15 protein-coding genes and 3 rRNA genes are annotated in these 23,684 nt (G+C 68.1%); 1 reads left to right on the top strand and 17 read right to left on the bottom strand.

Annotated features, from left to right (window positions below; genetic code table 11):
• Positions 1 to 510 precede the first annotated feature (510 nt).
• From rrf to argH, 8 genes are all read right to left on the bottom strand, one after another.
• Positions 511 to 627: ribosomal RNA gene (gene rrf / locus CWS50_RS07010) — 5S ribosomal RNA — on the bottom strand.
• 211 nt (positions 628 to 838) lie between these two features.
• Positions 839 to 4,027 (bottom strand): 23S ribosomal RNA (locus tag CWS50_RS07015).
• A gap of 539 nt (positions 4,028 to 4,566) precedes the next feature.
• Positions 4,567 to 6,140, bottom strand: a 16S ribosomal RNA gene (locus CWS50_RS07020).
• Together the 16S, 23S and 5S rRNA genes form the textbook arrangement of a ribosomal RNA operon.
• A 441-nt stretch (positions 6,141 to 6,581) precedes the next feature.
• Positions 6,582 to 7,856 (bottom strand): tyrosine--tRNA ligase, encoded by a 1,275-nt coding sequence (gene tyrS / locus CWS50_RS07025; protein WP_127843320.1) that lies wholly within the window; start codon positions 7,854 to 7,856, stop codon positions 6,582 to 6,584.
• Positions 7,857 to 7,985: 129 nt separating this feature from the next.
• Positions 7,986 to 8,645, bottom strand: a complete 660-nt coding sequence (locus CWS50_RS07030; protein WP_127842210.1) for a base excision DNA repair protein — start codon at positions 8,643 to 8,645, stop codon at positions 7,986 to 7,988.
• Positions 8,646 to 8,662: 17 nt separating this feature from the next.
• Positions 8,663 to 9,301 (bottom strand): class I SAM-dependent methyltransferase, encoded by a 639-nt coding sequence (locus CWS50_RS07035; RefSeq protein WP_127842211.1) that lies wholly within the window; start codon positions 9,299 to 9,301, stop codon positions 8,663 to 8,665.
• Complete coding sequence (locus CWS50_RS07040) at positions 9,301 to 9,975, bottom strand: DNA-3-methyladenine glycosylase (RefSeq protein WP_127842212.1); 675 nt, start codon at positions 9,973 to 9,975, stop codon at positions 9,301 to 9,303. The genes CWS50_RS07035 and CWS50_RS07040 overlap by 1 nt, the downstream gene beginning before the upstream one ends.
• 1 nt (position 9,976) lies before the next feature.
• Positions 9,977 to 11,467: an argininosuccinate lyase gene (gene argH / locus CWS50_RS07045; RefSeq protein WP_127842213.1), complete on the bottom strand. Its 1,491-nt coding sequence runs from the start codon at positions 11,465 to 11,467 to the stop codon at positions 9,977 to 9,979.
• Between the two features lie 163 nt (positions 11,468 to 11,630).
• Between argH and CWS50_RS07050 the strand changes: the two genes are divergently transcribed.
• Positions 11,631 to 12,548, top strand: coding sequence for a formate/nitrite transporter family protein (locus tag CWS50_RS07050; protein ID WP_127842214.1), 918 nt, complete (start codon positions 11,631 to 11,633; stop codon positions 12,546 to 12,548).
• Between the two features lie 116 nt (positions 12,549 to 12,664).
• Here the strand turns inward: CWS50_RS07050 and CWS50_RS07055 are convergent, their stop codons facing one another.
• The 9 genes from CWS50_RS07055 to pheS form a co-directional block, all read right to left on the bottom strand.
• The gene (locus CWS50_RS07055; RefSeq protein WP_127842215.1) at positions 12,665 to 13,888 is read right to left on the bottom strand and encodes an argininosuccinate synthase; all 1,224 of its coding nucleotides are present in this window, start codon (positions 13,886 to 13,888) and stop codon (positions 12,665 to 12,667) included.
• Positions 13,889 to 14,049: 161 nt separating this feature from the next.
• Entirely contained in the window at positions 14,050 to 14,631 is a 582-nt protein-coding gene (locus tag CWS50_RS07060) for an arginine repressor (RefSeq protein WP_127842216.1), read from the bottom strand.
• Positions 14,625 to 15,851 (bottom strand): acetylornithine transaminase, encoded by a 1,227-nt coding sequence (locus CWS50_RS07065; protein ID WP_243118533.1) that lies wholly within the window; start codon positions 15,849 to 15,851, stop codon positions 14,625 to 14,627. The genes CWS50_RS07060 and CWS50_RS07065 overlap by 7 nt, the downstream gene beginning before the upstream one ends.
• Positions 15,852 to 15,886: 35 nt before the next feature.
• Complete coding sequence (gene argB, locus CWS50_RS07070) at positions 15,887 to 16,855, bottom strand: acetylglutamate kinase (protein ID WP_127842218.1); 969 nt, start codon at positions 16,853 to 16,855, stop codon at positions 15,887 to 15,889.
• The gene (argJ, locus tag CWS50_RS07075; protein ID WP_127842219.1) at positions 16,852 to 18,048 is read right to left on the bottom strand and encodes a bifunctional glutamate N-acetyltransferase/amino-acid acetyltransferase ArgJ; all 1,197 of its coding nucleotides are present in this window, start codon (positions 18,046 to 18,048) and stop codon (positions 16,852 to 16,854) included. The genes argB and argJ overlap by 4 nt, the downstream gene beginning before the upstream one ends.
• Complete coding sequence (argC, locus tag CWS50_RS07080; RefSeq protein ID WP_127842220.1) at positions 18,045 to 19,166, bottom strand: N-acetyl-gamma-glutamyl-phosphate reductase; 1,122 nt, start codon at positions 19,164 to 19,166, stop codon at positions 18,045 to 18,047. The genes argJ and argC overlap by 4 nt, the downstream gene beginning before the upstream one ends.
• A gap of 138 nt (positions 19,167 to 19,304) precedes the next feature.
• On the bottom strand, positions 19,305 to 19,793 hold the full coding sequence (locus CWS50_RS07085) for a flavodoxin domain-containing protein (RefSeq protein WP_127842221.1): 489 nt from the start codon (positions 19,791 to 19,793) through the stop codon (positions 19,305 to 19,307).
• Between the two features lie 85 nt (positions 19,794 to 19,878).
• The gene (gene pheT / locus CWS50_RS07090) at positions 19,879 to 22,590 is read right to left on the bottom strand and encodes a phenylalanine--tRNA ligase subunit beta (RefSeq protein ID WP_127842222.1); all 2,712 of its coding nucleotides are present in this window, start codon (positions 22,588 to 22,590) and stop codon (positions 19,879 to 19,881) included.
• A gap of 1 nt (position 22,591) precedes the next feature.
• Entirely contained in the window at positions 22,592 to 23,680 is a 1,089-nt protein-coding gene (gene pheS / locus CWS50_RS07095) for a phenylalanine--tRNA ligase subunit alpha (protein WP_127842223.1), read from the bottom strand.
• Between the last annotated feature and the right edge of the window lie 4 nt (positions 23,681 to 23,684).

Raw genomic sequence — 23,684 nt, forward strand, 5'->3', positions numbered from 1 at the left:
AGCACCGCGCTCAAGGTCCGAAGAAGATACCGAGTCAGGAAGATCGGGCGCCTTACGCCTCTGGGGAGAACGGCGCCCAGAACTATCCCTATGACCCCGACTTCTTTTACCCGAGGTACCAGATCCCTCCCGGTGCGACGTCAACCGCCCGTCTCCAGGTCGATGGCTACTGCTGCGCTCACCGTCAGCCACAGAGCCGAAACTGCTCCGGCGTCCTCGCCCTGTAGTCTCAGCCAGCCCAGGTCCGTCGGAATCATGGTTCCAACGCGGACCAAAGCCGTGTCGCTGTGAACCCACAGTACCCGACTCGCCACCGGAGCGCTGACCTCCGTCAGCGTCAATCATCACCAGATCCCTTGGCCGAGCATAGTTAGTAACGCAATCTCCTTGCACCTGTGCCTCGCCTTTAGTGCTGAGGCCTCCCTGCTCTCTTCTTGTTGTGGGTGGGGTGTGGGCTGCCCCCACCCCCCGCCTGTCTTGCTTCTGTGCGGGGGGTGGGGTGTGGTGTGTGCTCGGTGGTGTCCTGCTCTCCCGTCCCCTGGCGGGGACAGTACCATCGGCGCTGGCAGGCTTAGCTTCCGGGTTCGGGATGGGACCGGGCGTGACCCTGCCGCTGTGACCACCGAGACGTGGTCCGGGACCCCCACCCCCCCTTCTGGGGGGTGGGTGGGTGCCTGGCAGCCACCCACCCACCCCTCTGTGTGTGTGAGGGGGGTGGTGGGGTGGGGTGGTCATGGACCGTACAGCGGGCGCGCCCCCCACAGTGGGGGGGTCTGTCGTCGTGGTGGCACCAGTGCGTGCTCCTGGCTGGCGCACCAGCACGTGAGGCTGCGCGTGTGGGTGCTTGTGTCGGCCTGTTAGTACCGGTCGGCTCCACGGGTCACCCCGCTTCCACCTCCGGCCTATCCACCCAGTGGTCTGCTGGGGGCCTTCCCACCCCGCAAGGTGGTGGAGACCTCGTCTTGAGGCTGGTTTCCCGCTTAGATGCCTTCAGCGGTTACCCGTCCCGAACGTGGCCAACCAGCCGTGCCCCTGGCGGGACAACTGGCACACCAGAGGTTCGTCCGTCCCGGTCCTCTCGTACTAGGGACAGGCCCTCTCAGGTCTCCTGCGCGCGCAGAGGATAGGGACCGAACTGTCTCACGACGTTCTAAACCCAGCTCGCGTACCGCTTTAATGGGCGAACAGCCCAACCCTTGGGACCTGCTCCAGCCCCAGGATGCGACGAGCCGACATCGAGGTGCCAAACCATGCCGTCGATATGGACTCTTGGGCAGGATCAGCCTGTTATCCCCGGGGTACCTTTTATCCGTTGAGCGACGGCCCACCCGCACGGGGCCGCCGGATCACTAGCTCCTACTTTCGTACCTGCCCGACCCGTCGGTCTCGCAGTCAGGCCCCCTTGTGCGCTTGCACTCACCACCTGGTTGCCGACCAGGCTGAGGGGACCCTTGAGCGCCTCCGTTACCCTTTAGGAGGCAACCGCCCCAGTTAAACTACCCACCAGGCACTGTCCCTGGCCCGGGTCACGGACCGAGGTTCAGGCGCACGCCACGGCCAGGGTGGTATCCCAACAACGGCTCACCACCACGCTGGCGCGCGGGGGTCACAGCCTCCCACCTATCCTGCACAGGCCGGGGCGGGCGCCAATACCAAGCTGCAGTAAAGGTCCCGGGGTCTTTCCGTCCTTCTGCGCGAAACGAGCATCTTTACTCGTAGTGCAATTTCGCCGAGCTCATGGTCGAGACAGCGGAGAAGTCGTTACGCCATTCGTGCAGGTCGGAACTTACCCGACAAGGAATTTCGCTACCTTAGGATGGTTATAGTTACCACCGCCGTTCACTGGGGCTTGGACTCGCCCCTTCACCCCCACACGATGAGGGGGCTGAGGGCTCCTCTTGACCTTCCAGCACCGGGCAGGCGTCAGTCCGTATACCTCGCCTTGCGGCTTCGCACGGACCTGTGTTTTTAGTAAACAGTCGCTTCTCCCTGGTCTCTGCGGCCCTCACCCCTAGCCCGCGCGGGGCCTCAGGGCCCGGGCCCCCCTTCTCCCGAGGTTACGGGGGCACTTTGCCGAGTTCCTTGACCATGAATCACTCGTGCGCCTAGGCATGCTCTGCCCGACCACCTGTGTCGGTATAGGGTACGGGCGGCCGGCACCATCGCGTCGAGGCTTTTCTCGGCACCCCAGGATCACCCTGCTTCCCCCACCCCACCGGGCAGGGTCACCATCACGCCTCACCACCGCCCCCCCACCCCAAACGGGCAGGAGGACCGCCCCCCGGATTTGCCTGGGGGACAGGCTGCGCGCTTGGACGGGCCAAGCCATCAGGCCCGCGGAGGCTACCACTGTGCGTCACCCCTGTTAACACGCTTGCCTACCAGCACGGAGGGTCCCCGCCCCCAGGCCCCCCCACGGCCACAGGCCGCCAGGAGACCACCACGAGGACAGGTCAGCACCCGCGCGTCAGCACGGTCGGTACCCAGCCGGTACGGGAATGTCAACCCGTCATCCATCGACTACGCCTGTCGGCCTCGCCTTAGGCCCCGACTCACCCAGGGCGGACTAGCCTGGCCCTGGAACCCTTGGTCATTCGGCGCTAGGGCTTCCCACCCTAGTATCGCTACTCATGCCTGCATCCTCACTCCCGCACCGTCCACCCCTGGGTCACCCCGGGGCTTCACCCCGTGCGGGACGCTCCCCTACCACCCGCCACCCCTTGGGACCACCCCACCCACAGGCAGGACAGCCAGGGACACGCGACGGGCCCGCGGCTTCGGCGGCGCGCTTGAGCCCCGCTACATTGTCGGCGCACGACCACTTGACCAGTGAGCTGTTACGCACTCCTTCGAGGATGGCTGCTTCTAAGCCAACCTCCTGGTTGTCTGCGCGGCCGCACATCCTTTCCCACTTAGCGCGCGCTTAGGGGCCTTAGCCGGCGGTCCGGGCTGTTTCCCTCTCGACCACGGAGCTTATCCCCCGCGGTCTCACTGCCACGCTCCACCCCGACGGCATTCGGAGTTTGGCTGACCTCAGTAACCCTGTGGGGCCCATCAGCCACCCAGTCGCTCTACCTCCGCCGGGAACCACGCGACGCTGCACCAAAATGCATTTCGGGGAGAACCAGCTATCACGGAGTCTGATTGGCCTTTCACCCCTACCCACAGCTCATCCCCCCGGTTTTCAACCCAGGTGGGTGCGGCCCTCCACGCGCTCTTACACGCGCCTCAGCCTGGCCATGGGTAGATCACCCCGCTTCGGGTCCACGACGCGCCACTGAACCGCCCCTGACAGGACTCGCTCTCGCTACGGCTGCCCCCCACGGGTTAACCTCGCGACACGCCACTGACTCGCAGGCTCATTCTTCAAAAGGCACGCCACCACCCCCCACCACACCGGCAGGAGGCTCTGACGGCTCGCAGGCGCCCGGTTTCAGGTACTCTTTCACTCCCCTCCCGGGGTACTTTTCACCATTCCCTCACGGTACTGCTCCGCTATCGGTCACCAGGAGGTATTCAGGCAGCCAAGCGGTCTTGGCAGACTCACACAGGACTCCACGGACCCCGTGCTACCACGGGAACCCAGCCCACGCGCGCCCAGCCGGCTTCACCTACGGGGGTCTCACCCTCTACGCCTCCCCTTCCCAGAGGACTCGGCTGCCAGCACGAGCACCACGCGGCCCTCCGGCAGAAGAGCCACGGCCAGGCCCCACAACCCCGCACGCGCAGCCCCTGCCGGGTCCACGCACGCGCACGGTTTGGCCCTCCTCCGCTTTCGCTCGCCACTACTCACGGAATATCCTCTCCTGCGGGTACTGAGATGTTTCACTTCCCCGCGTCACCCCCCACGACCCGGGCACACGCCCCGGCCACGGGTGGCACGACACAGCTCGTGCCAGGTCCCCCCATTCGGAAACCCCCGGATCACAGCCCGCCAGCCGGCTCCCCGAGGCTTATCGCAGGCCACCACGTCCTTCATCGGCCCCTGGTGCCAAGGCATCCACCGAGCGCCCACACAAACAAGCACACCACAACACAGCACACAAAGAACACACCACACCACCCGCACCCACACGCCCCACCACCCAGGAACCACCCAGGCCAGCCAGGACACGCGCGCGCGGGCGGCGAAAATCAACACCACGACAGGCCACCACACCAGCCCCCCACCGGCCCACCCAAGGACCACGAACCCCCAACAAACAACGCCAGGGGAACAACCAGGAGGCACAGCACGGCAGCCCGACGCTCGCGCCCGCTATACAGTTCACAACCACCCCACCCACGCCCCAGCCACCACACGCGCACGCGCGCACCAGCCAGGACCAGGCCACCAGGACGCACAGGCCCCAGAACCCGACAGCGTGCCCCGCCACCACCCCAGCACCCCGCACCACAGCACGAGGCCCCAGCAGCCAGCAGCAACCACCACCCCCAGCCCCCAACAACAAGGACCAGGACAGCAGCCGTCCCCTCCCACACCCGCACGGACCACCCACCAGCCACCCCCAGACCACCACAGGCCCAGGACCAGGCACCCAGCAGGCAGCCACCACAACTCCCTAGAAAGGAGGTGATCCAGCCGCACCTTCCGGTACGGCTACCTTGTTACGACTTCGTCCCAATCACCAGCCCCGCCTTCGACCGCTCCCCGTAGGGCCACGGGCTTCGGGCGTCACCGGCTTTCATGACGTGACGGGCGGTGTGTACAAGGCCCGAGAACGTATTCACCGCAGCAGTGCTGATCTGCGATTACTAGCGACTCCGGCTTCACGGTGTCGAGTTGCAGACACCGATCCGAACTGAGACCGGCTTTAAGGGATTCGCTCCGCCTCACGGCACCGCAGCCCTCTGTACCGGCCATTGTAGCATGCGTGAAGCCCAGGACATAAGGGGCATGATGATTTGACGTCGTCCCCACCCTCCTCCGAGTTGACCCCGGCAGTCTCCCGAGAGTCCCCACCACCACGTGCTGGCAACACGGGACAGGGGTTGCGCTCGTTGCGGGACTTAACCCAACATCTCACGACACGAGCTGACGACAACCATGCACCACCTGTGAGGGCACCCCCCACCCCACCAAAAAAGCGGGGCAGGAGAAGACCACGTCTCCGCGGCCCGCGCCCACATGTCAAGCCCTGGTAAGGTTCTTCGCGTTGCATCGAATTAATCCGCATGCTCCGCCGCTTGTGCGGGCCCCCGTCAATTCCTTTGAGTTTTAGCCTTGCGGCCGTACTCCCCAGGCGGGGCACTTAATGCGTTAGCTGCGGCGCGGGCGCCCCGGAAAAGAGCTCCCACACCTAGTGCCCAACGTTTACGGCGTGGACTACCAGGGTATCTAATCCTGTTCGCTCCCCACGCTTTCGCTCCTCAGCGTCAGTAACGGCCCAGAGACCCGCCTTCGCCACCGGTGTTCCTCCTGATATCTGCGCATTCCACCGCTACACCAGGAGTTCCGGCCTCCCCTACCGCACTCAAGCCGGCCCGTACCCACCGCACTCCCCCGGTTGAGCCGGGGCATTTCACGGCAGGCGCGACCAGCCGCCTACAAGCCCTTTACGCCCAGTAACTCCGGACAACGCTAGCGCCCTACGTATTACCGCGGCTGCTGGCACGTAGTTAGCCGGCGCTTCTTACCCAGCTACCGTCAGCCCCACCACACGGGCAGGACCTTCTCCGCTGGCGAAAGAGGTTCACGACCCGAAGGCCTCCGTCCCTCACGCGGCGTCGCTGCATCAGGCTTGCGCCCATTGTGCAATATCCCCCACTGCTGCCTCCCGCAGGAGTCTGGGCCGTGTCTCAGTCCCAGTGTGGCCGCCCACCCTCTCAGGCCGGCTACCCGTCACCGCCTTGGTAGGCCCTCACCCCACCAACAAGCTGATAGGCCGCGAGCCCATCCCCCACCAGACCCACCCAAGGCAGGCCCTATCCCGCACCAGCCATGCGACCAGCACGAGCACACCCCGTATTAGCCCCACTTTCATGAGGTTATCCAGGAGAGGAGGGCAGGTTGCTCACGTGTTACTCACCCGTTCGCCACTGACCACACCCACCAAAAAAGCAGGCGCAGCCCGTACGACTTGCATGTGTTAGGCACGCCGCCAGCGTTCGTCCTGAGCCAGGATCAAACTCTCCAAAAAAAACAAGAACAACCACGCGCACGACCACCCACACAGGCAGCCCCACACGCAGCACAACAAACCAGGCAGAACCACCACAGCCCACCACACACACACGCGCAGCAGACCACAACAGCCCCACCCACACAGGCATAAAAGAAAACAAGACACACTATCGAGATCTCAAACCAACACACCCACTGGACACACAGACTGCTCACGCATCTGACTGCCCACAAGCGCCGACAGACCATACACATCCGGGTCAGGAAGATCAGATCAGGACTATCCTTTACTTCCCTCGCGAAGGCGACAGACCGCCGTGGTTCATCCGGACAACTGAAGTTAACTTGCGCTGCAAGCCCTGCTTCACGTTCACCGCCTTGAACCTTGGACTACGCTACTCGCAGCCACCCATGACGTCAAACCGCATCGGAGTGACAGTCGTTACATATAGTAACCTCACCGGGCACCGGGAGCGGCCACTCCCACTCCCAGGTGCCGTCGTCCCTTGCGGACCAGGACGCGTCCTCCGGCCAGCAGGTCCTCTCGGGTGATCGCACGGTCCTCGTCAACGACCTTGGTGTTGTTGAGGTAGGCGCCGCCGGCGGCAACCGTGCGCCGTGCGGCCGAACGCCCCTTCTCCAAGGAGGTACTGACCAGCAGGTCCACGACCGTCGTCCTGCCGACGACAAGCTCGCCCGAAGGAAGGTCTGCCGTCGCGGCCGTGACAGCAGCCTCGTCCAGCCCCCAAAGGTCACCTCTTCCCCACAGGGCCTGCGTCGCGGCCTCAGCCTGGGCCAGGGCCTCCGCCCCGTGCACCCATCGAGTCACCTCCCTGGCGAGGACCTTCTGCGCCTGCCGATCCTCCGGCCGCTGCCTGGTGGCCTCCTCCAGGCGCTCAATCTCCTCCCTGTCCAGGAAGGTGAACACCTTGAGAAAGCGCACGACGTCGGCGTCGCCCACCTGGAGCCAGAACTGGTAGAAGGCGTAGGGCGACATGAGCTGCGGGTCCAGCCACACCGCCCCGCCCTCGGTCTTGCCGAACTTGGTGCCGTCTGCCTTGGTCACAAGCGGGTTGGTCATGACGTGGACCGAGGCGCCCTCAACCTTGTGGATCAGGTCCATGCCTCCTACCAAGTTGCCCCACTGGTCGTTTCCCCCCACCTCCAGGGTGCACCCGTGGCGGCGGTACAGCTCGAGGTAGTCGTTGGCCTGAAGCACCTGGTAGCTGAACTCGGTGTAGGAGATGCCCTCCTCACTGGCCAGCCTCCGGGCGACGATGTCCTTGGACAGCATCGTGCCCAGGCGGAAGTGCTTGCCCAGGTCCCTCAGAAGGTCGATAGCGCTCAGGTCGGCCGTCCAATCCAGGTTGTTGACGATGCGGGCTGGGGCGTCGCCGTCGAAGTCGAGGAGGTGCTCTAGCTGGGCCTGCAGGCTCTGCGCCCACTGGCTCACGACCTCCCTGGTATTGAGCGAGCGCTCCCCTTTGGCACGCGGGTCTCCGATCAGACCGGTCGCCCCGCCGACCAGAGCCAGCGGCCTGTGCCCCGCCATCTGCAGGTGACGCATGACCTTGACTGCAACCAGGTGCCCGTGGTGGAGGCTTGCGGCCGTCGGGTCGAACCCGCAGTAGAAGGTCACCGGCCCCTCCGCCAGCGCCCTGCGTAGCGCCTCAAGGTCGGTGTGCTGGGCGACCAGGCCCCGCCACTGCAGCTCGTCGAGGATGTCGGTCACGGTCCTGTCGCCTTCCATAGGTGCTCCCGGCACTCGTCGTCCGGGGTCGGGCCGACTGCCCGGCGCGGGCTAGTCTGCCACGCCCCGCACAGCCGCAGGCCCGTCTAGCGCGTACCGGTGGTACCACCCTCACGACGAGGACACGCCGATACCGATCCTGGGTCCGTAGACTTCCCAGCCGCCAGCAGCACGGGCACACTGCCCCGCCTTGATGACAAGCCCGTGCAGGGCCACCAGCTCGGCGTGGGTCAGGTGCTCGGCACCAATGGTTGTCTCCAGTGCCCTTCTGGTGGTCTCGTAGTCGCGGCCGACATCGTACCCGGCCTGCTGCAGAAGCCGCCGCCCGTAGGTGTCAAAGATGAAGCGACGCCGACCGAAGACCATGAGGGCGACGACATCAGCGCTCTCCGGTCCGATGCCGGGCAGGGCCAGCAGCACAGACCGAAGCGCGTCGTCATCCAGGCCCCAGGCTGCCTGGCCCGCTGGCGAGAGCATCCACGCGGCATAGCCGCGCAGTGCCCGGGACTTTGCCCGCATGAAACCGACAGGACGGATCAGCGCGGTCAGCTCGGTGTCGGACAGGCAGAGCAGGCGCTCGGGGTCGAAGCCAGTCGCCTCACGCAACAGCGCCAACGCGCGCTCGACGTTCGTCCAGGCCGTGTTCTGCACCAGGACGATCCCGCACACGTACTCGAAAGGCGACTGCGCTAGCCAGGCCGGAGCCTCCCCCAGCTCGGCACCCAGGGCTCTCAGGATGTCGCGGGCCGGTAGCGGGGACGATCCAGCCATCCCGGTCGCCGCCGCCGTCACCACTGCTGCCGATCCGGCCGGTCCCACACCATTGAGTAGCGCCAGTAGAACCGCCGCCGTACACGAGCGCCAGGCAGGGTACGCCGCGCTATGGCGCGGATGTGGCGCAACGACTCGCGTGCCGGTGCCGTAGGCACACCGATGTCGAGGATCTCATGGTGCCACAGGCTCGCACAACGAATCGGCACCACGCCCAGGAGATCCAGAACCCAGTCCGCCACGGACTTTCTGGCGGCCAGCCCGATAACGAGGAGCCTGCCCCCCGGGGCCACCAGCGCGGCCAGGCGTTCCATCCCCTCCTCCAGCGGAAGGTGGTGCAGCACCGCCACGCACGTCACGGTAGCGAACTGCCCGAGCCTGTCAACGGCACCAGGATCCATGATATCGGTCTGCGAGACCGCAGCCTTGCCGATCCCGGACACACGGGCACGGGCCCGCTCTAGGCTGGCAGGATCCACCTCGATCCCGACGACCTCGTCGCACACCGCAGAGAGCCTCTCCACGAGCAGGCCCTCACCACAGCCGACGTCCAGGGCGCGCCCGCCCCGCCTCGCCGCGTCTGCCACTAGCTCGCCGTGGAAGGCGGCGTTGTGGTTCCAGTAGCTCTCAGGGAACGGGCGCGTCGAGCCGCCCATCAGCCCCTCCTGCGCGGCTGTGGCCGGGCGGGCCTGTAGGGCGAGACGGTGGGCTCGCCCTCGATCCACAGCCGCCAGGGAAAGACAGAGCCGTCCCCGCCAGGGCCGGACACGCCCGTGCGCGGCCCACGACGAATCCGCTCGACGGCCGGCTGGTCCTGGCTCGTGGGCAGCAGCAGGTGCAGGTGCGACCCGGGCGGACCCAGGCAGGTCCCGTCATCATCACGGGTCAGGCCAAGGGCGGCGCATAAGCGCGCTGGCCCACGCGCCAGGTCACGATCCGTGCGGGCAGCAGGCCGACGCATCCGGGCCAGGGCATGCCCGCCAGCGACCTCTCCCCCGCGCAGAAGGACGGCACGGGCCTGGCCCGCCGGGCCGCAGACGAGGTTGAAGCAGTGGTGCATGCCGTAGGTGAAGTACACGTAGACGTGCCCGGCAGCCTTGAACATTGAGGCGTTGCGGGGCGTCCTCCCCCTGTAGGCGTGTGATCCGGGGTCCTCTTCACCCCGGTAGGCCTCGACCTCTGTGAGCCGGACGCTGACCGCCCCCCGTGAGGTAGACGAGGTAATGACCGAACCCAGAAGACGAGCAGCTACCTCCACAGGGTCGTGTTCAAGAAGGTCACGGACCTGCGTCGGCAGCGCCAGTCTGCCTGAGCCAGAGGCGCTCCCCACGCTATCTCCCCCCCGGCCTATCCGCCTGCCACGCAAGGGTGCCCTCCCAGGCAAAGACCCGCAGCCCGGCGCTGCGCTCCACCGCCCGGGCCAGCTGCTCAACCACACGCACCGGCGCCGTCCCGCCGTGGGCGGACCTGGCTGCTACCGAGCCCTCCACGGACAGGACCTCCCGCACACCCGGCCCCAGGCGGGGGTCGATACCCTGCAGGTCCTCCTCGCTGAGGTCCCACAGCTCGCAACCGCGCTGCTCACAGGCGCGCACACAGGCGCCAGCCACCTCATGAGCCTGCCGGAAGGGCACACCCTGCTTGACCAGCCAGTCGGCGACATCGGTCGCCAGGGAGAAGCCCTGCGGCGCCAGCTCGGCCATACGCCGGTAGTCCAGCGCCATCGTGCGCACCATGCCCGTTATCGCAGGCAGAAGAACGTCCAGGGTGTCGACCGCGTCAAAGACCGGCTCCTTGTCCTCCTGCAGGTCACGGTTGTAGGCCAGGGGAAGGGCCTTGAGGGTGGCCATGAGGCCCGCCAGGTCTCCGATGAGCCGTCCCGCCTTGCCCCGGGCCAGCTCGGCGGCATCAGGGTTCTTCTTCTGCGGCATGATCGACGAGCCCGTCGCATAGGCGTCATCGAGAGCGACGAACCCGAACTCCCTGGTGGCCCAGATAATGACCTCCTCGCTCAGGCGCGACAGGTCCACGGCGGTCATGGCCAGGACAAAGGACATCTCCGCCACGACGTCACGCGCGCTGGTGCCGTCGATGGAGTTGTCCACTGCGGCGTCAAACCCCAGCTCGGCAGCAACGATGTCGGGGTCCAGGCCCAGGGCGCTGCCAGCAAGCGCCCCCGACCCGTAGGGGCTCACGGCCGCACGCGCGTCCCAGTCCTCCAGCCGCTCCACGTCGCGCATCAGCGGCCAGGCGTGCGCCAGCAGCTGGTGGGCCACGAGCACCGGCTGGGCGTGCTGCATGTGGGTGCGCCCCGGCATGACGCGGTCCTGGGCATCGGCAGCCTGGTCAATGAGCGCATCGACGACGTCAAGCACGAGACCGGCCAGGTGACGCGCCTGGTCGCGCAGGTACATGCGGACCAAGGTGGCGATCTGGTCGTTGCGGGAGCGCCCGGCCCGCAGACGCCCTCCCAGGTCGGCCCCTGCCCGCTCGACGAGTCCACGCTCCAGGGCGGTGTGGACGTCCTCGTCGGAAGGCAGCGGGCAGAAGCGACCGGAGGCGACGTCGTCCTCCAGGCGGTCCAGTGCGTCCAGCATCCCGTGGAGCTGGTCGTCGTCAAGGAGTCCCGCCCGGTGCAGGGCGCGAGCGTGCGCCCGTGAGCCCGCGAGGTCGTAGCGGGCTAGACGCCAGTCGAAGTGTGTTGACACGCTCAGCGTGGCCAGGGCCTGGGCCGGGGAGCCGGAGAAGCGCCCGCCCCACAGGCTGCCGACCCCGGCAGGCGCAGGCTCTGGCTCTGGCCGACGGGGCTCCTCGGTGCTCATGGCACCATCATGGTCCATCGCCGCGCGTGGAGCCAGTACCCGGCCCGGCCCCCGTCGCGGCGCAAGCCGTCTTGCCTGGCGTACCAGCCTCGTAGCCGACGTGGCCGGCACCCGCCTGCCGCGAGGAGGCCTCACCCGCACGCGTCGTGACAGCATAGGCGCCATGGCTGACACACTGGCTGACACGTCCTCAAATCCCCTGTTCCCCGGAAAGCAGTTCATCTCCACCGTCCTGGAGGCACTTGACACCAAGACCCGGATGACCGGGACGATCGCCCACCGCTACCTCATGCGGGCCGCCATGGCCGGGATGATCGTGGCGGTGTTCTATGTGGTCAACTACGCGGTCGTGGGGACCTTCGACGAGCTGACCGTGGGTGGCACGTCCCTGGCTGGGGTGGGACGTGTCCTCGGTGCCCTGTGCTTCGGGCCGGCGCTGGTGTTCATCTACTACACGCGCTCTGAGCTGCTGACCTCCAACATGATGGTGGTGGTCATCGGCGGGTACTACCGCAGGATCTCCTGGTGGAGAGGGCTGAGAGTCCTGGGCATGTGCCTGCTGGGCAACTTCCTGGGCGGCGTGGTGTTCGCCCTGCTCTACCACTTCTCCTCCCTGCTGGGTGGCAGTACCGGGGACCAGGCGGTGCACTCCGTGGAGACCAAGCTCGCCTACCTGTCCTCCGCCAGCGGGATCGGTGACCTCCTGGTACGGGCGATCCTGTGCAACTTCATGATCAACCTGGCGATGCTGCTCATCTACAACGGCTTCATCCACGAGGACTGGTCCAAGATCTTCTCGATGATCATGGCGGTGTTCGTCTTCGCCTTCCTCGGCCTGGAGCACTCGGTGGCCAACACGGTCCTGTTCACCGTGGTGGGTGTGACGCACGGGATCGAGGTCCCCCTCGCCCTGGGGAACGTCGCCGTCGCGCTGCTGGGCAACTTTGTGGGTGGCGGGCTGCTCATCGGCGCCTACTACGCCTACGCCAACGACGACTCCCGCTGGCTGCGCCGTCACGCAGCCGCCCAGCCAGCAGCACAGGCGGAGGGCAGCCAGGAGCCGGAGGCTACCCGCTCCTGACGAGTACGAGCACCCTGAAAGCCGGGGGGGCGGCCCGACACCGCGCGCTGCGGCGCACGAGGCCCACCCCCCGGTCCTCCCTGGCAGGTCCTCGTAGCAGGTCTCACTAACAGGCCCTAGAAGGCCTCGGCGTGACCCGACCGCAGGTCCCGTGCGGCCGCGAGACGGGACTGGAGCCCGTAGATCTTGATGAAGCCCCGCGACGAGGACTGGTCGAAGGTGTCGCCGGTGTCATAGGTCGCTAGGCCGAAATCGTACAGGCCCGTCTGCGTCCTGCGTCCGGTCACCGTCGCACGTCCCCCGTGCAGGACCATGCGGATGTCACCGCAGACGTAGCGCTGGGTGTCCTCGATAAAGGCGTCCATGGAGCGCTTGAGCGGGGAGTACCACTGCGCCTCGTAGACCAGGTCGCTCCAGGCCTGCTCCATCTGTCTCTTGTAGCGCCGCTGCTCACGCTCCAGGGTGACAGCCTCCAGGGCCTGGTGCGCCTCGATCAGCGTAACCGCCCCAGGCGCCTCGTAGATCTCGCGGGACTTGATGCCCACCAGCCGGTCCTCCACCATGTCAATACGCCCAACCCCCTGGGCGCCCGCACGTCGGTTGAGCTCCTGGACAGCCTCCAGCGGCGTGACGGACCGGCCGTCCAGCGCGACCGGGACCCCCTGCTCAAAGGTGATGACGACCTCGTCGGGCAGCGGCGGGTAGGTGGGGTCGTCGGTGTAGACGTAGACGTCCTTGGTCGGAGCGTTCCACAGGTCCTCCAGGAACCCGGTCTCAATGGCACGGCCCCAGACGTTCTGGTCGATAGAGAACGGGTTGTGCCTCGTGGTCTCGATCGGCAAGGAGTGCTCCTCCGCGTAGCCGATAGCCACGTCCCGGGTCAACGCCAGGTCTCGCACCGGGGACAGGCAGTCCATGTCAGGCGCCATCGAGGTGATCGAGACCTCGAACCGCACCTGGTCATTTCCCTTACCGGTACAGCCGTGAGCCACGGTCTGAGCACCGAACTCCCGCGCCGCCCTGACCAGGTGCCGCGCGATCAGAGGCCGGGACAAGGCAGACACCAGAGGATAGCGGCCCTCGTACAAGGCATTGGCCTTGAGTGCTGGCACACAGTAGTCGTTGACGAACTCCTCACGGGCGTCAGCCACATAGGCCTCAGCAGCACCGCAGTCCAGTGCCCGCTGACGCACGACCCCAAGGTCCTCGCCTCCCTGGCCAACGTCCACACAGACGGCAACAACCTCTCGTCGGGTCCGCTCCGCAATCCATCCAATAGCCACCGAGGTGTCCAGGCCACCGGAGTAGGCCAGGACGACACGGTCCGTGCTAGTGCTCATGGGAAACCTCCTTGGAGACAGTGCGGACAGTAACGAGAGCAGGAAAGAAGTAGAAGTCAGGAGGGGAGGGCAGCCTTTCAGCAGGCGAGGACGGCGGTGCGTGACACCAGCGGGAGACCCGCAGGAGGCACCAGCCCAGGTGCCGGGCAGGAGCGCCCGGCCTATCGTCGGGAAGCCGGCTCCGCCAGGGACAGCAGCAGGGCGACAAGCCCGGCAGAGTCCTGCTCGCTGCGGGTAATCACCAGCACCGTGTCGTCACCGGCAATGCACCCCAGCACCCCGGGCATCATCGCGTCGTCAACAGCGCCAGCCAGCAGCTGGGCAGCGCCTGCAGGGGTGCGCAGCACCACCTGGCTGCCGGAGAACTCGGCAGCAACCAGCAGGTCCGCGCACCACCGTGCCAGGCGGGCGGTCACGTAGTCGGACAGGGAGTCAGAGTCCGAGCTGCGGCTGCCGACCACCGCGACCTGCCCCGGTGCCCCCACCTCGGGAAGCGAGTAGACCGGCACCCCGGTCGCCGAGCGCACCTTGGTCGCTCTCAGCTCGACCAGGTCACGAGACAGGGTGGCCTGGGTGGCGCTGACACCCCGCGCCGCCAGGGCGTCACGCAGCTCCGCCTGCGACCGGATCCACGACCGGGAGAGGATCTGGGCGATCAGCACGTGCCGGGCAGCTTTTGTCCCGGGAACCGCCCCAGGCTGGTCACCACCGGTGCCCTCGCTCGCGGCGACGCTGCTCACCAGCCCTCCTCCCTCCGCGAGGCCAGGACCCTGGCCAGGGCCGTGGTCAAGGCGCTCGTCTCCTCCTGGGAGACGACAAAGGGCGGGGCCAGACGGATGGTGTCGGGGCGCGGTGCGTTCACGATGAACCCCTCCCCGGCAAGGGCCTCAGCGACCTCACCAGCCGGGCCGAGCCCCTCTGCCAGACCCACGCCCAGAAGGAGGCCACGTCCCCTCACCTCACTGACACCGGGAACCGTGGCCAGCTGTGCCGCCCACTGCGCTCCCAGCGCGCTGACGTGCTCCAGCAGCCTCTCCTCACGGATCGTGGCGATCACGGCCAGGGCTGCGGCGCAGGCAACCGGGTTGCCCCCGAAGGTGGTGCCGTGCTGCCCCGGTCCCAGGAGGGAGGCGGCCTCCCCACGGGCCACCACAGCACCCACCGGGATGCCCCCACCCAGCCCCTTGGCAAGAGTCACCACGTCAGGAACGACGCCCGGGGCCACAAGGTGATGCGCCATCCACGCCCCGGTACGCCCCATCCCCGACTGGACCTCGTCAAGGACCATCAGGGCACCTGCCTGTGTCGTGAGACTGCGGACGGCCTCCAGGTAGCCGCTGGGCAGCTCGCGAACCCCGGCCTCGCCCTGGACGGGCTCGACAAAGACCGCAGCGACGTCAGGCCCTATAGCCTGCTGCAGGGCCTCCACGTCGCCGACAGGCAGGAACTCCACACCCCCCGGCAGGGGCTCGAAGGGCTCACGGTAAGCCGCCTTGTGCGTCAGGGCCAGGGCTCCCATCGTCCTGCCGTGGAAGGCGCTCTCCAGAGCCAGCACCCTGGACCGGGCCGGGCCCCCGTGCCTGCGGGCGATCTTGAGAGCCGCCTCGTTGGCCTCGGTACCGGAGCTGGACAGGAAGACTCGTGCGTCCTGCCCCTCCTGGGGGAAGACCAGGGAGCACAGCTCCTCAGCCAGACGCACCTGGGCCGGGGTGGTGAAGAAGTTCGACACGTGCCCCAGCGTGCTGAGCTGGTCACTGACCGCCTGGACGATCGCGGGGTGGGCGTGGCCCAGGCAGTTGACAGCGATGCCGGCCAGCATGTCCGTGTACCGCGTGCCGTCGGCGTCCCACACCGAGGTCCCCTGCCCCCGGACCAGGACCCGCCCCGGCACGCCGAAGGTGTTCATCACCGCCTGGGCGTAGCGCGCGCCCCAGGCCTGGTTACTGCTGTCACCCTTGCCCAGGGCGTGTGCGGGTGGCGTCGTGGCAGCCGAGGCGCTCACAGGCTCCTACCTCCGTTCAAGGGTGGCACCGGGGCGTCCCCGGGGTGAATGACGGTGCCCACGCCCTCGTCGGTGACGATCTCCAGAAGCATGCAGTGGGCCTGGCGACCGTCGACCACATGGGCCTGGCCGACCCCTCCGCGCACCGCCCGCAGACACGCCTCCATCTTGGGGATCATGCCTGACTCAAGGGTGGGCAGCAGCCTCTCCAGGGCAGAGGCACTGATGAACGGGACCAGGGAGCCCCGGTCCGGCCAGGCGGAGTAGAGGCCCTCGACGTCGGTCAGCATCATGAGGGACCTGGCTCCCAGGGCCACCGCGATAGCCGCCGCAGCCGTGTCCGCGTTGATGTTGAGGACGGTGGAGGAGTCCTCGGCCAGCGGCGCCACCGAGGAGATGACAGGGATCCGCCCCTGGTCAAGCAGGTCAGTGATGGGTTGGGGGCTGACCTCGACGACGTCGCCAACCAGACCGACGTCTACCTCCTCGCCCCCAACGGAGGCGGGACGGCGCCGAGCCTGCAGAAGCCCTCCGTCCTCCCCGCTGATACCGACCGCCGCCGACCCGTCCTTGTTCAGCAGGGAGACGAGCTCACGCTGCACAGAGCCGGTCAGCACCATGCGGACCACGTCCATGACCTCCGGGGTGGTCACCCGCAGGCCACCGCGAAACTCCGGCTCAATACCGAGCCGACTCAGCATCGCGTTGATCTGGGGGCCGCCCCCGTGGACGACGACGGGCCTGACCCCCACCTGGTGCAGGAAGAGGACGTCCTGGGCGAAGGCCCGCTTGAGGTCGTCATCCACCATGGCGTTGCCGCCGTACTTGATGACCATGGTGGCACCCTTGTAGGTGCGTAGCCAGGGCACGGCCTCCAGGAGGACCGATGCCTTGAGACGGGGGTCGATGGCCGAGGTACCAGTGCAGTCAGAGGACTCCGGGGAGCTGGTGCGAGAGGTCGTCATGTGGTGTAGTCCGCGTTGATCGAGACGTAGCCGTGGGTGAGGTCGTTGGTCCATACCGTGGCCTGGGCCTGCCCGGAGTGCAGGTCGATGTCGATGCGGGTCTCGCGGGGGCTCATGTCCACGCCGGAGCGGTCCTCGCCCACGCCCCCGTGACGGAAGACAGTCACACCGTTGATGGCAACGTCCACCTGGTCGGGGTCGAAGGGGCAGACCGCCTCGGGCACGGTACCGAGCTGGGCCAGCACCCGGCCCCAGTTCGGGTCCTGGCCGGCCACGGCACACCGCAGCAGGGTGGAGGCTGCGACCGTTCGGGCGGCAGCCTCTGCGGCGGCCTCGCTGAGAGCGCCTGTGACGGTGACGGCAATGTCGTGCGTGGCCCCCTCGGCGTCAGCGACCAGCCTGCGGCCCAGGCGGGCCAGGACCTCGGTCACGGCCTCCTCAAGCTCCTCCGGGGAGACGGAGACGCCGGAGGCGCCGGAGGCGAGCAGCACGACAGTGTCATTGGTGGACATGCAGCCGTCAGAGCTGATGCGGTTAAGAGTGCGGGCAGCGGCCGTGCCCAAGGCCTGCCGGGCAGCACCGGGAGCAACCACCGCGTCCGTGGTGACCACAGCCAGCATGGTAGCCATAGCGGGTGCGAGCATGCCCACGCCCTTGATCATGCCGCCGACGGTCCAGCGGGCGGACCCCGAGCCGACCGTGAGCACCTCCTCCTTGGAGACCGTGTCCGTGGTCATGATGGCGGTGGCGGCCGCAGTGCCGGCAGTCGGCGTGGCCTCCAGGCAGAGCGCGGCCACGTCAGCACCGTCCAGAAGACGCGGCATGTCGAGAGGCTCACCAATGACTCCAGTGGAGCACACCAGGACCTCCGCAGGGTCGCACCCCAGCAGGCCAGCCACGTGCATGGCGGTGGCCTCGGTGTCACGGACTCCTCGGGCTCCGGTGCAGGCGTTGGCGGACCCCGAGTTGAGGACAACCGCCCTGGCACGCCCCCCCTCCTGCCCGCAGGCGGGAGCCAGGGCCTGTCGGGACCACACCACGGGTGCGGCCACGACCCTGTTAGTGGTGAAGACCCCTGCGGCGACGTCGTGGGGGCCGTCGTTGACGACCAGTGCAAGGTCCGGGGCTCCCGAGGGCTTGAGACCAGCGGCGACACCCGCAGCCCGAAACCCCCGTGCTGCCGTGACACTCATGGAGCAGCTCCTTCAGTGATCACGCCCTCGGTCTCTGGCAGACCAAGAGCTCGGTTGAGGCACTGGAGCGCGGCGGAGGCAGTGCCCTTGCCAAGATTGTCGATAGCGCACATCGCGGTGGCGGCACCTGCCACCGGGTCAAAGGTGACCTGGACAGTGGCCACGCCACTACCTGACACCGATGCGGTGGTGGGCCATGTCCCCACAGGCAGGAGGTGGACCAGCCCCTCCCCCGCCCCCGGGGCACCGTAGGCCTCCTCCCAGGCCTGGCGCAGCACGGCCCCCGGGTCGGCGGCCTGGCGGACCTCGCAGGTCACCGGCGCGGTCACGGTGGCCAGGATCCCCCGGCTCATCGGGACCAGCACCGGGGTGAAGGACAGGCGAAGGTCCTGCGCCCGCGCCCCCGCGACGGCCAGGTTCTGGATGATCTCCGGGATGTGGCGGTGGGTCCCGCCTACGGCGTAGGGCTGGGCACCGCCGATACCCTCCGCCGCCGTCAGGTGCGGCCTGAGAGCCTTGCCGGCACCGGAGTAGCCCACAGCGAGGACCGCCGTCAGCGCTGCCGCGCCCTGGGAGCAGTCGACAAGGCCGGAGGCCACACCCGGCTGGAGCGCCAGGGTCACTGCTGTCACGTTGCATCCCGGGACAGCCAGCCTCCTGGTGGTTGCGATCTGGGCACGCTGCGCCCGGGCGACCGCCTCACCCGCGTGGAGGAGCTCAGGCATGCCGTAGGTCCACGCGCCCGCGTGCGGCGAGCCGTAGAAGGCGGTCCAGGCCTCGGGGTCCACCAGCCGGTGATCCGCGCCGCAGTCGATGACCAGCGGCGAGGTACCACGGCGGGCCGCCTCCTCCTCGACGGCGGCGGTCACCTCACCGGAGGCACCGTGGGGCAGGGCCAGGACGACAACGTCGTGCTCAGCGAGCCTGGCGGGGTCAGTGGGCTCCACCGTACGCTGCGCCAGCCCCATCAGGTGGGGATGGTGCTGTCCCAGACGCGTTCCGGCCGAGGACGCGGCCGTCACCGCACCGACATCGATCTGAGGGTGGGCCGCCAGGAGGCGCAGCGCCTCCCCACCGGCGTAGCCGGTAGCGCCGGCAACCGCTGCTGTCCAGGTCACGCAGAGATGATACGACGTCTTGCATAGAGATACGAAACTGCGAGGCGTGTCGGCGGGTATTACATCCGTCACAACGGCCGCCGTACGAGAGTCGCCCGTGCGGTCCGGCCCGCAGTCTCGCCAGGACCCCCGTCAGGCTCAGCCGACCAGTGAGGCGGCGATGGCGTCAGCCCACTGGCGGACCTGGTCCCAGTCGCGGAAGTCACCCTCCGAGGCGCCCCCCAGCCGGGCGATCGACCGCTCCCTGAGCGAGAGCCGACCGGGGTCGAAGCGCCCCGGGAACACCATGTGGTCCTCAGGCTCGATAGCCAGCAGGACGGGGCCGATGCGCCTGGGGTCAGCCACTTTGCCCTGGGGCAGGCCTGACAGTCCCACGGAGAAGGCCCACACCGGGTTGGCGGACAGGACGTCGCTGAAGCGCTTGGTGAACTCGACCGCCTCCGGCGTCCACTGCGTCATGTAGACGGCGCTGCCCAGGACGAAGGCGTCGTAGCCGTCCACCGACTCGACCTCCTCCGGCTTGCAGGTGTCAACGTCAATACCCGCGTCCCGCAGCCGCTCAGCAACAACGGCAGCGACCTCGTCAGTGGAGCCGTGGCGGGAGGAGGACGTCAGCAGAAGTCTCATAGCGGCAAGTATTCATGACGCAGGAGACCCGTGCCTGCCTCCAGGCCCCGTACCCGCACGGTGTGTCCAGAGCCACAGGATCGGCCTACCCGCGCAGCTGGGCACCCAGCGTCGCGGCAGCACGCTTGACGACACGCTTGCGCACGGCAGCCGTCTCCTGGGCCGTCAGTGTCCGGTCCGGGGCACGGAGCACCAGGGAGAAGGCCAGGGACTTCCTTCCCTGACCCAGCTGGGGGCCACGGAAGACGTCAAAGAGACGGACCTGCTCCGCCAGGTCTCCCGCCGCACGGCGCACGACCTCCTCCACCGCGCGGGCGCTCACGGACTCCTCAACCACCAGGGCGATGTCCTCCTTGGCAGCCGGAAAGGTGGACACCGCCCTGACCTGGAGGACACCACAGGCCTGCACCGCGTCCAGGAGCGCGTCCAGGTCGATCTCGACGGCACAGGCGCGCTCAGGCAGGCCCAGCTCACGCACGACACGGGGGTGGAGCTCCCCGGCGTAGGCGACTGCGGCACTGGGAGAACCGGGGAGGACACCGGGACGGGTGGCAGGGTCGGCACCGGCCAGTGGCTCACCGCCCTGGCGGGCGCTCAGACGCACCTCGGCGGTACGCCCAGGGTGCCAGGGGGCAGGTGGCTCCTCGGGGGCGCTGACCTCCACGACAAGACCCAGGGTACTGGCGACGACGCGCACGAGCTGGACCGCGTCGGCCCAGTCCCAGGCCCGTCCGGCTCCCAGTACGCCAGCATGCTCCCGCTGGCCCGCCATGACTGCGGCGACGTGCGTGGGCTGGGCGGGGAGGCCCGCGTGAAGGGCAGCGACCTCCTCGTCGCCAGGGCGCGCCTCGACCCCGGGGACGGGTGCAGGTACTGTCCCGGCAGGAAGGGTCACGCTGCCCAGCTCGCACACGGCAATGTCGTTCAGGCCCCGCGACACGTTGCGGCTGGCGACGTCAACCAGGGAGTCGAGCACGCACGTACGCAGCCAGGGAGCATCCTCGGACAGCGGGTTGGCCAGGCGCACGGTCCGGCGGCGGGGGTCCTCCGCAGGTATACCCAGACGGTCGTGCACGTCGCCGATGAACGGGTAGGACAGCACCTGGGTCATGCCCGCCCCGACCAGTGCCTGTACCACGTCACGACGTGCTCGCTGCCGTGGGCTCAGGCCGGTACCCGCCGGCACCGCCGGGACTATGGAGGCGATGTTGTCGTACCCGTCGAGCCGGGCTACCTCCTCAGCAAAGTGGGCGGCTCCCACCAGGTCAGGCCGCCAGGTCGGGGGCGTCACCGCCAGGAGCCCTGCTCCTGCCTCGTCGCTGCCAGCAGGCTCCACTGTGCAGCCGATGCGGCACAGCAGCTCGGTGACCCGGGCGGTCCCGTAGGCGACACCCGTCAGCTGCTCGGCGGAGTCGGCACGGATGACGACCGGCTCAGGACGCGCAGTGCGGTCAACGTCGGTGGCGACCGGCTCGGCAGTGCCGCCACCGTAGCGGACCAGCAGGTCGACGGCGCGCTGGGCGGCGACCGGAGCGAGCGCGGTGTCGACACCACGCTCGTTGCGCCGGGAGGACTCGGTGGGCAGCTTGTGACGGCGCGCCGAGCGGGCCACGGACACGGCGTCGAAGTGGGCAGCCTCAATAAGGACGTCGGTGGTGTCCTGGCCGACCTCCGCCGCCGCACCACCAAAGACGCCAGCCAGCACCAGGGCGCGGGAGCCCTCGCCGTCTGGGGAGTCGGCGATAACCAGGTCCTCGGGGTCGAGGACCCGGGTGACGTCGTCCAGGAAGGTCAGCGTCTCGCCCTGCCTGGCACGGCGCACCACGATCGGTCCGGACAGCCTGCCCAGGTCGAAGGCGTGCAGCGGCTGGCCCAGGTCGAGCATGACGTAGTTGGTGACGTCCACCGCCAGCGAGATGGGGCGCATCCCGGCAGCGGTCAGGCGGTCCTGCATCCACCTCGGGGAGGCGGCACTCGGGTCGATACCGCGCACCAGGCGCGCGACGTAGCGGTCCACGCCGGGACGCCCGTGGACGGGAGCGGTGTCCTCCGCGAGGAGGACGGGGAAGCCGTCCCGGCCTGCGGGGGCCACGCCCGCAGGGAACAGGTCCGGGTTGGTGGCGTCAGCCGGGTCGGTAAAGCGGGCGCCAGTGGCGTGGGAGTACTCGCGGGCGATCCCGCGCATGGAGAAGCAGTAGCCGCGGTCCGGGGTCACGTTGACCTCCAGGACCTCCTGCCCCAGACCGAGCAGCCTGGTGGCGTCGGTGCCCGGGGCAGGCATGTCCTCACCGTCATGGCCGCCTGTGCCGCCGTGCGTAGCCAGCCAGCGCTCAAGCACGATGATGCCCGAGTGGTCCTCACCGATACCGAGCTCGCGCTCAGAGCAGATCATGCCGTCCGAGACGTGGCCGTAGGTCTTGCGCGCGGAGATGGCGAAGCCACCGGGCAGCACGGTCCCGGGCAGGCTGACCACCACGTGGTCCCCGGCGTCAAAGTTGTGGGCACCGCACACGATGCCGCGGCTGGGCAGGTCACTGGGCTCCCTGCCGGTGCCGGGGGCGTCGTTGTGTTCCGGGCCCACGTCAACCCGGCAGTAGCCGACAGTCTTGCCGTTGGAGGCGGTAAAGACCTCACGGGTGAGGACCTTGCCCACGACGAGCGGCCCGGTGACCGCTGGGGGGACGATCTGCTCCTCCTCCAGGCCGACCTGCACCAGGTCACCGGCCAGCTGGGCAGCGGTCAAGTCGGCAGGAGCCTCGACGTGGTCACGCAGCCACTCAATCGGGACGTAGGGCATGTCAGTGTCCCCTTCCGGTGGTACCGAACTGCTGGGAGAAGCGGATGTCGCCCTCGACGATGTCGTGCATGTCCGCGATGCCGTGGCGCAGCATGAGGGTGCGCTCCAGGCCCATGCCAAAGGCGAACCCGGTGTAGACCTCGGGGTCGATGCCGCAGGCGGTGAGGACGTTGGGGTTGACCATGCCACAGCCGCCCCACTCGATCCAGCCGGCCCCGCCCTTCTTCTGCGGGAACCACAGGTCCATCTCGGCGCTGGGCTCGGTGAAGGGGAAGAAGGAGGGGCGCAGGCGGGTACGGGCCTCAGGACCAAACATCGCCCTGGCAAAGTGGTCAAGAGTCCCCTTGAGGTGGGCCATGGTCAGGCCCTTGTCAACCGCCAGGCCCTCCACCTGGTGGAAGACCGGGGTGTGGGTCTGGTCCAGCTCGTCGGAGCGGAACACCTTGCCCGGGCAGGCTACGTAGACAGGCGGCTCCTGCTCCAGCATGACCCGGGCCTGCACCGGTGAGGTGTGGGTTCGCAGGACAAGGTTGGAGGGCTGCCCGGGGGCAGCGCCCACGGAGTCGCCCTGGACGTAGAAGGTGTCCTGCATCTGGCGGGCGGGGTGGTCGGTGTCGAGGTTGAGGGCGTCGAAGTTGAACCACTCGTGCTCAACCTCTGGTCCCTCGGCGATGGACCAGCCCATGGCGACAAAGAAGTCACAGACCTCGTCGACGAGGAGGTCCAGGGGATGACGGGCGCCCGGCGTGGTGCGGACGGTAGGCAGCGTCACGTCAACAGCCTCGGTGTCCAGCATTGTCGCCTCGGCCTCGGCCTCCAGCACCTCCTGGCGCGCCGCCAGGGCGGCGCCGACACGGCCACGGGCACCACCGAGCAGCCTGCCGGCAGCAGCCTTGGCGGCACGGTCCGGGAGCCGACCGATCTCCCGGTTGGCCAGGGCCAGGGCGGAGGCGTCACCGAGGTAGGCCAGGCGCACCTCCTTGAGCCCGGCCAGGCTGTCAGCGGCGTCGATGGCGGCCAGAGCCTGCTCGACGAGGGCGTTGACGCCGACCTCGTCCGTCGGCGAGAGCGCACCGGGGGCGTCAGTCATATGC

The sequence above is a fragment of the Actinomyces wuliandei genome (genome assembly GCF_004010955.1).
Taxonomy (GTDB): domain Bacteria; phylum Actinomycetota; class Actinomycetes; order Actinomycetales; family Actinomycetaceae; genus Actinomyces; species Actinomyces wuliandei.

Coding starts and splice junctions, on each gene's coding strand:
- CWS50_RS07030 (WP_127842210.1), bottom strand. CDS start 8,645: ATGGCTGGATCGTCCCCGCTACCGGCCCGCGACATCCTGAGAGCCCTG.
- CWS50_RS07035 (WP_127842211.1), bottom strand. CDS start 9,301: ATGGGCGGCTCGACGCGCCCGTTCCCTGAGAGCTACTGGAACCACAAC.
- argH (WP_127842213.1), bottom strand. CDS start 11,467: ATGAGCACCGAGGAGCCCCGTCGGCCAGAGCCAGAGCCTGCGCCTGCC.
- CWS50_RS07050 (WP_127842214.1), top strand. CDS start 11,631: ATGGCTGACACACTGGCTGACACGTCCTCAAATCCCCTGTTCCCCGGA.
- CWS50_RS07055 (WP_127842215.1), bottom strand. CDS start 13,888: ATGAGCACTAGCACGGACCGTGTCGTCCTGGCCTACTCCGGTGGCCTG.
- argB (WP_127842218.1), bottom strand. CDS start 16,855: ATGACGACCTCTCGCACCAGCTCCCCGGAGTCCTCTGACTGCACTGGT.
- argJ (WP_127842219.1), bottom strand. CDS start 18,048: ATGAGTGTCACGGCAGCACGGGGGTTTCGGGCTGCGGGTGTCGCCGCT.
- CWS50_RS07085 (WP_127842221.1), bottom strand. CDS start 19,793: ATGAGACTTCTGCTGACGTCCTCCTCCCGCCACGGCTCCACTGACGAG.
- pheT (WP_127842222.1), bottom strand. CDS start 22,590: ATGCCCTACGTCCCGATTGAGTGGCTGCGTGACCACGTCGAGGCTCCT.
- pheS (WP_127842223.1), bottom strand. CDS start 23,680: ATGACTGACGCCCCCGGTGCGCTCTCGCCGACGGACGAGGTCGGCGTC.